Genomic DNA, 5,750 nt, shown 5'->3' with positions numbered 1-5,750 from the left:
CGGCGCGAGCCTCATCATCACGCCCGACACACGGTGCCTCGCGGCCTCTTCCTGCGATACGGGCTGGGTGGCAGCAACGAGATGGCCGCCTTCCTTCAAGACGAGAAACGACCGCTTCTGTGTATCGCCGCCGATCAAGTCGAAGACCACATCGACCTTCTCTCGCAGAACCTTCTCGAACTGCGCCTCTCGATAATCGATAACCCGGCTGGCTCCGATGGAGTTGAGGTACGCCTCATCGTCGCCGCGTGCCGTGGCAATAACGGTGGCACCGGCATGCGATGCCAATTGCACCGCATAGGCGCCCACCGCGCCGGCACCACCATGGATCAGGATCGTTTGTCCCTTTTCCAGGTGACCGTGGGTGAAGAGTGCCTGCCATGCAGTTTGGGAGGCCACCGGCACTGATGCCGCCTCCTCAAAGGAGAGGTTGGATGGTTTCCTTGCGATGGCCGCCGGCTTGACAGCCAGATACTCCGCGTACGCGCCCATTCCGGTGGTGGTACCGAACACGGCATCACCTGGCGCACATGCCGCAACGTCACTGCCAATCTGTTCGACGACCCCTGAAAACTCATGACCAGGTATCCACGGCAGGTCGATCGGGAGTATCTGTCTTGCCGTTCCGGAGGCCTCAACAAGATCCAGATGATTGACGGCGGTACTCCTGATCTTGACCAAGATCTCGTCGCGTGCAATCGCCGACGTCGGTACATCGTTGAACACCAACTGCCCACCGTATTCCAACAATCTGACAGCTTTCATGCGAGCTCTCCTTAAGTCTGCCCAATGGGCGCCACGCGCGTGGGCGCCTCAGAATTCAGAACATGCCGGTCGCCTTCACGCAAAGCAATATCCGCGGGCCCGCTCCGCCGACTAGCGGGCCGATTGTACACCCCGGCCGAAAGCCCCCGCCCTGCGCCGGGCAAGGGCCGACACGCCCGACGAACGCGGCGGCGCAGCTGCGGGCTATTGGCAAGAGATTCGGGGAACAAGCAGCGGCCCTCATCACTGTGACGCTCCGTGTGCGCCGGCACGCTCCAGGATGACGACGGGAATCTGACGCTTCGTCTTCCGCTCGTATTCCGCGAAGTTCGGGTAGCGCTGTTTCTGCGCGGCCCAAATTCGCTGCCGCTCCTCAGCGGCCGCCACTCTGGCCGCCACATCGAACGTCTCTGTGCCGAGCTCCACACGGGCGTGCGGATTGGCGACCAGGTTGTGGTACCAATCCGGGTTCGTCGGCGCGCCGGATTTGGTGGCAAAGATGGCGACGCGGCCCTGCCCGAGATCCTGATACATCAGCGGGTTCACACGCGTCCTGCCGGACTTGGCTCCGACGCTGTGCAAGATAAGGAGCGGCGCGCCCGTGAACTGTCCGCCGACCCTGCCGCCGTTCGCGCGGAACTCGTCGGTGATCGCTTTGTTCCAATCGTCCGCCATGATGGCCTCCGGTTTAGTCGTCGACGATCCACTGCCCGGGTTTCTCGGAGAAGCGATTCCTGCCAACACTGCCGACGATCACGGAAATCTTGGTCATGTCGATTGCTCGCGCGCGAGCTCCCGCCGCCGCCCCAGACCACGAAGCTCGAGAGGAGAAGCAGCACGAGCGGTGCTGTGGGAGCGTTGTGCAAGATGAAGAGGTGCGTGGCGATTGCGCCGAGCATGATTGCCACAAGCATCGCGGCGCCAACGCTCCTCGTCTTCGGCACCACGATCAACACAGCTCCGGTGAGTTCAAGAATGCCCGTTACGTACCGAAACCACTGTCCGATGCCGACCGCCTCGAAGAGCCTGACCATCTCGGGCTGTCCCATCAGCTGGACAGAGGAGGCGCCGAGGAACGCCAGGGCGAGCAGCACCTGCACGCACCACAGTGTAATGTTGAGGCCCTTTCCCGGCCCGGCGCCGACATTGGGCAGATGACTAGTTGCTGATTCACGCATGTTTTCGCTCCTTGAGTCGTTCCGCTGCCGCAAGTCCGAGTTTCTTGATGAGCCCAATGAGCGTCGCTCGTTCGCTCCTGGTGAGACCGTCAGCGAGCCGATCCATGGCGTCCTTGTGCCGCTCAAAGATCGCGCCGATAATTTTCGCACCTTCTGGGGTGAGGGTGACGATCCGAGCGCGACGGTCGTTCGGGTCGAAGCGACGGACCACGAGGCCACGCCTCTCGAGTCGATCCACCGCCGTCGTGACCGCTCCGCTCGTGAGGTCAATTCGCTGACCTATCGTGTTGACGGGTTGGGGTCCTCGATTGAGCACGGTCTCCAAGATCGCGAAGTCCGAGAAGCACATGTCGATGCCCTCGAGGCTCCGCTCCGCGTGCTGTCGCATCACGTGAAACGCCTTCACCAACACCAGCCAGATATGGGTTCCCGAGGTATCCATGCCGCTACACCCACAATTATCTTAGCATGAAGTATCTTGTTGTCAAGACGATGGAAGGCAGCATGCTACGAATCCACCTGACCGGGTCCGTACACAAGCAAGAATCCCAAAATGACCGGGGGGGGGCGTCAACTTCGGGGCTTGGGGAGTAACCCGTCAAAGACCAATCGCACGCTCCCTATCTGGCTCGTCCAATCCAATCTTCCCGAGGCGGTGTATCACTCTGTGGACGAGCACACGGAACGCGGGCTCCGGATCGCTTGGGGCCGGTCCCTGCCAATACGCTACCGGGAGGTCGACTGCACATGAGAGACAGGTGGATTCAGCCTCGTGTTCGAGGCGCTCTTCTACTCGCGCGGACTCACGGTGCCCGCGTGATGGCGGCCGCAACGATCCTGATGACAACCGCCATGGGGGGGCCTGTGTCCGGGCTGCCCTCGAGCGCGGCCGCGGCCAAGACCCCGAAGGCGTACATTGGACTCTACGGCAACAACACGATCGGCGTGCTCGACACGGCAACGGGGCATGTCCTCCGGACGATCAAGGTCCCGGCCGGACCGGAGGGGGTCATCGTGACGCCCGACGGGCGGCGGGTTTATGTCTCGAGCGAGGATGCGACCGAGCTCAGCGTGATCGACACCGCGACCGACAAGGTGATCAAGACACTCGACCTCGGAAGGTCGCCGGAAGGAATGGCCCTCTCGCGCGACGCGAAGACGCTGCTTGTCGCGATCTTCGACATTGGCAAGCTGGATGTTATCGACACCGCGACGTTCAAGATCGCCGCCCAGGTCTCAGTCGCGAAGCCCCACGGCGTCGCGCTCGCGCCGGATGGACGCACCGCGTACGTCGGCTCGCAAGACGTTCCCGACCACAACGCGATCGTCGTCGTGGACATCCCGGGACGGCGTGTGACGGCGCGTCTGCCTGTGGATCAGACGCCGCGAGGGCTGACCGTCAGCCTGGATGGCAAATCCATGTACTTCACTGAGGCCAACAGCGCCGACATCCAGATCCTGGACACCTCCACAAACAAGATTGCAACACAGATCCCCGTCGGCCCGATACCGCATCAGATCGCATTCACGCCGGACCATAAGTACGCGCTGGCCGTCGTGCAGGCCACCGGCCAGCTGGCGATCATCGATGCCGCCTCCCACCAGGTCGTCAAGGACGTCGCGGTCGGCAAGTTCCCCCACTGGGTTGGGCTCACCTCGGACGGCAATCTGGCGTACGTTACCAACGAGGGCGACGACACTGTCTCGGTCGTGGACATGGGAAAGCTGCAAGTCGTGGCCACGATCCTTGTCGGCGACGGGCCCCGGAAGATCTCGCTGCAGCGGGGCCCAGGTGCGATGAGCGAGTACCTGCCCCCCTCGACCGCCCCCGCCGCCCAGGGTTTCGCGGCTCGAGCGCCTCAATCCGCCGTGGCCATGGCGAACTCCACCAAGATTAGCATGGCGACGTTCGCCTTCGGCCCGTCCACGGTGACCGTCCGAGCTGGGCAGAAGGTGACGTGGATCGACGGTGACCCCGTTCCGCATACCGCGACGGCGAAAGACGGACAGTGGAACACCGGCCAGGTGGTGCCGGGAGGGAGCTTCACGGTGACGATGACCAAGCCGGGGTCCTACGAGTACTTCTGCGGAAATCATCCGTTCATGCAGGCCAAGGTGATCGTGACGAAGTGAACATTCGCGGGAGCGGCTGCCGGTAGGTCCGACGCTGGGATGGGTGTCGGGTCCCGTCCCAGCCGCGGACACCTCACTACCCGCGGTTTGGCCACGTCTCCTGCAATGCCTCGAGGTGCCGCCGGGCTTCTTCGATATCGCCTCCCTCAAGAGCCACCAACGCCAGTTCCTGGTGCACGAGGCGAACATCGTTCTTATGATCGATTCTGCCGAACAGAGTGAGACTCTCTTCCAGGACAGTCCTGGCCTCCTCTCGCCGTCCGGCAATCCGGTGCATCGTCCCAAGGACCCTGAGGATGTGTGCCCGCTCGTCCTGATTAACCTCGCCGTCAAGCAGGGCCAACGCGCCTTCGCACACGGCCCTGGCTGCCTCAGGCGATGCCCGCTGCAGGAGGACCTCCGCCAAGTCGCTCAATGCCTGCGCCACCCCAGGGAGATTGGCCGCGGCCCCGTGCAGCACAGCGCTCCACCGGTAGTGGCCCTGGGCCGCCTCCCAGTTCCCCTGCTCTCCGTCGAGCTTTCCAAGATGCTCGTGAATCTCCGCCAGTTTGCGCTTGTGGGCCAGAGTCTCGTGAACCGCCACCGCTCCCCTGAGATGCTCGAACGCCTGTTCAAACCGTCCGGCCCCTACCGCCGCGTCGGCGATTTCAAGGTGCCAGGATGCCTTGTGATAGTGATCGCGAAAGGGGTGGGCGACTTCCAAAGCTTGGGCGAGGGCTTCGCGCGCTGCCTGGGTATCGCCCAATCTCCTGTGAGCGATACCGAGTCCTAGATGCAACCGCGTGCGAAGGAGCGGATCTTGCCCAAGATGCTCTGAGAACTGCAGCCCGGCCTGAAACGCCCACAACGCCGAAGCCGGGTCTCCGGCACCCAGCTTGACGAAGCCGAGGCAACAATGCACCGCAGCCAATGCAGCGCCGTCTCCGCTGCGAATCAAGACACGAAGGCAGCGGTCCAGCCGGCGTTGGGCCCTCTGCAGGCTGCCCAACTGTTGGTCCGCGAGCGCGAGCCCCAGTTCGATTCGCGCCTGCAGGACCTCCGCGCCTTGATTGACCGCAAGATCGAGTGCCTTTTCGAGTGATGGGATGGCGTCCTGAGCCGAGCCCGCGAGGATGCGCGCAAGGCCCAGTTGGAGGAAGGCCTCGGCCTCGCGATCCTCCGAGGCCCCATCGAGGAAGTACGAGAGGGGTTTGTGTAACCGATGGGCGAGGACCTTCAATGTCATGAGTCGAGGAGTACGCCGTCCTCTTTCCACCTCGCTGATATAGGACTTCGTCAGATCGTTCCCCGCGAGCTGCTGTTGCGTCAACCGTTCCTCAAGCCGAGCGCTCCGTAGCTTCTGCCCGAGGGTCACAGCCCGCCCCCAATGCACACCGAAGAAGGAGGATCACACAGAGTTTACTCCGCATTTCATTATACATCAAGCATGACTATACTTCTAAATCGATCATTTTACCCCACTGTGTCCGTAGACCTCGCCGGCGCGGGTTCGCCCGCTCCTCTCCGAGGGGATGTCTCGGCGACTCCCCGCGTGTGAAACTGGCGTTTGGTGATTCGCGGAGTTGATTCCGCAGGTTCGCGTGGTTGGTCGCGCATTTGCGACAATCCACGTACACTTTTTGACTGGAATCGAAACCTCGCCGACCTAAGAGCATGGGGGTGCCAGAGTGCTGT

General features: G+C 62.6%; 6 protein-coding genes. 1 reads left to right on the top strand and 5 read right to left on the bottom strand.

Features of this window, described 5'->3' with window-relative positions; translation table 11 throughout:
* The 4 genes from VFP86_06930 to VFP86_06915 form a co-directional block, all read right to left on the bottom strand.
* Positions 1-765: NADP-dependent oxidoreductase (locus VFP86_06930; protein ID HET8999362.1), on the bottom strand; the 765-nt coding region annotated here is incomplete at its 3' end.
* 243 nt (positions 766-1,008) lie between these two features.
* A complete protein-coding gene (locus VFP86_06925; GenBank protein HET8999361.1) occupies positions 1,009-1,416 on the bottom strand; it encodes a nitroreductase family deazaflavin-dependent oxidoreductase in 408 nt (135 codons plus the stop codon).
* Positions 1,308-1,943: a DoxX family protein gene (locus VFP86_06920; protein HET8999360.1), complete on the bottom strand. Its 636-nt coding sequence runs from the start codon at positions 1,941-1,943 to the stop codon at positions 1,308-1,310. Before VFP86_06920 ends, VFP86_06925 begins: the two co-directional genes overlap by 109 nt.
* Positions 1,936-2,385 carry a MarR family transcriptional regulator gene (locus VFP86_06915; protein ID HET8999359.1) on the bottom strand — a complete coding sequence of 150 codons (450 nt, stop codon included), beginning with the start codon at positions 2,383-2,385 and terminating at the stop codon, positions 1,936-1,938. Before VFP86_06915 ends, VFP86_06920 begins: the two co-directional genes overlap by 8 nt.
* Before the next feature lie 377 nt (positions 2,386-2,762).
* Here VFP86_06915 and VFP86_06910 point away from each other — a divergent pair, with 377 nt between their 5' ends.
* Entirely contained in the window at positions 2,763-4,076 is a 1,314-nt protein-coding gene (locus VFP86_06910) for a cytochrome D1 domain-containing protein (GenBank protein HET8999358.1), read from the top strand.
* A 76-nt stretch (positions 4,077-4,152) separates the two neighbouring features.
* Here VFP86_06910 and VFP86_06905 read toward each other — a convergent pair whose 3' ends face one another.
* On the bottom strand, positions 4,153-5,430 hold the full coding sequence (locus VFP86_06905; GenBank protein HET8999357.1) for a tetratricopeptide repeat protein: 1,278 nt from the start codon (positions 5,428-5,430) through the stop codon (positions 4,153-4,155).
* Between the last annotated feature and the right edge of the window lie 320 nt (positions 5,431-5,750).

This window comes from bacterium, assembly GCA_035703895.1.
Taxonomy (GTDB): Bacteria; Sysuimicrobiota; Sysuimicrobiia; order Sysuimicrobiales; family Segetimicrobiaceae; genus Segetimicrobium.
Note: the sequence above shows the minus strand (reverse complement) of the source record. Positions and strands in the feature narration are given on the sequence as shown.

Excerpts from the sequence above, each read along its gene's own strand:
- VFP86_06915 (HET8999359.1), bottom strand. The coding sequence starts at position 2,385 with ATGGATACCTCGGGAACCCATATCTGGCTGGTGTTGGTGAAGGCGTTT.
- VFP86_06920 (HET8999360.1), bottom strand. The coding sequence starts at position 1,943 with ATGCGTGAATCAGCAACTAGTCATCTGCCCAATGTCGGCGCCGGGCCG.
- VFP86_06910 (HET8999358.1), top strand. The coding sequence starts at position 2,763 with ATGGCGGCCGCAACGATCCTGATGACAACCGCCATGGGGGGGCCTGTG.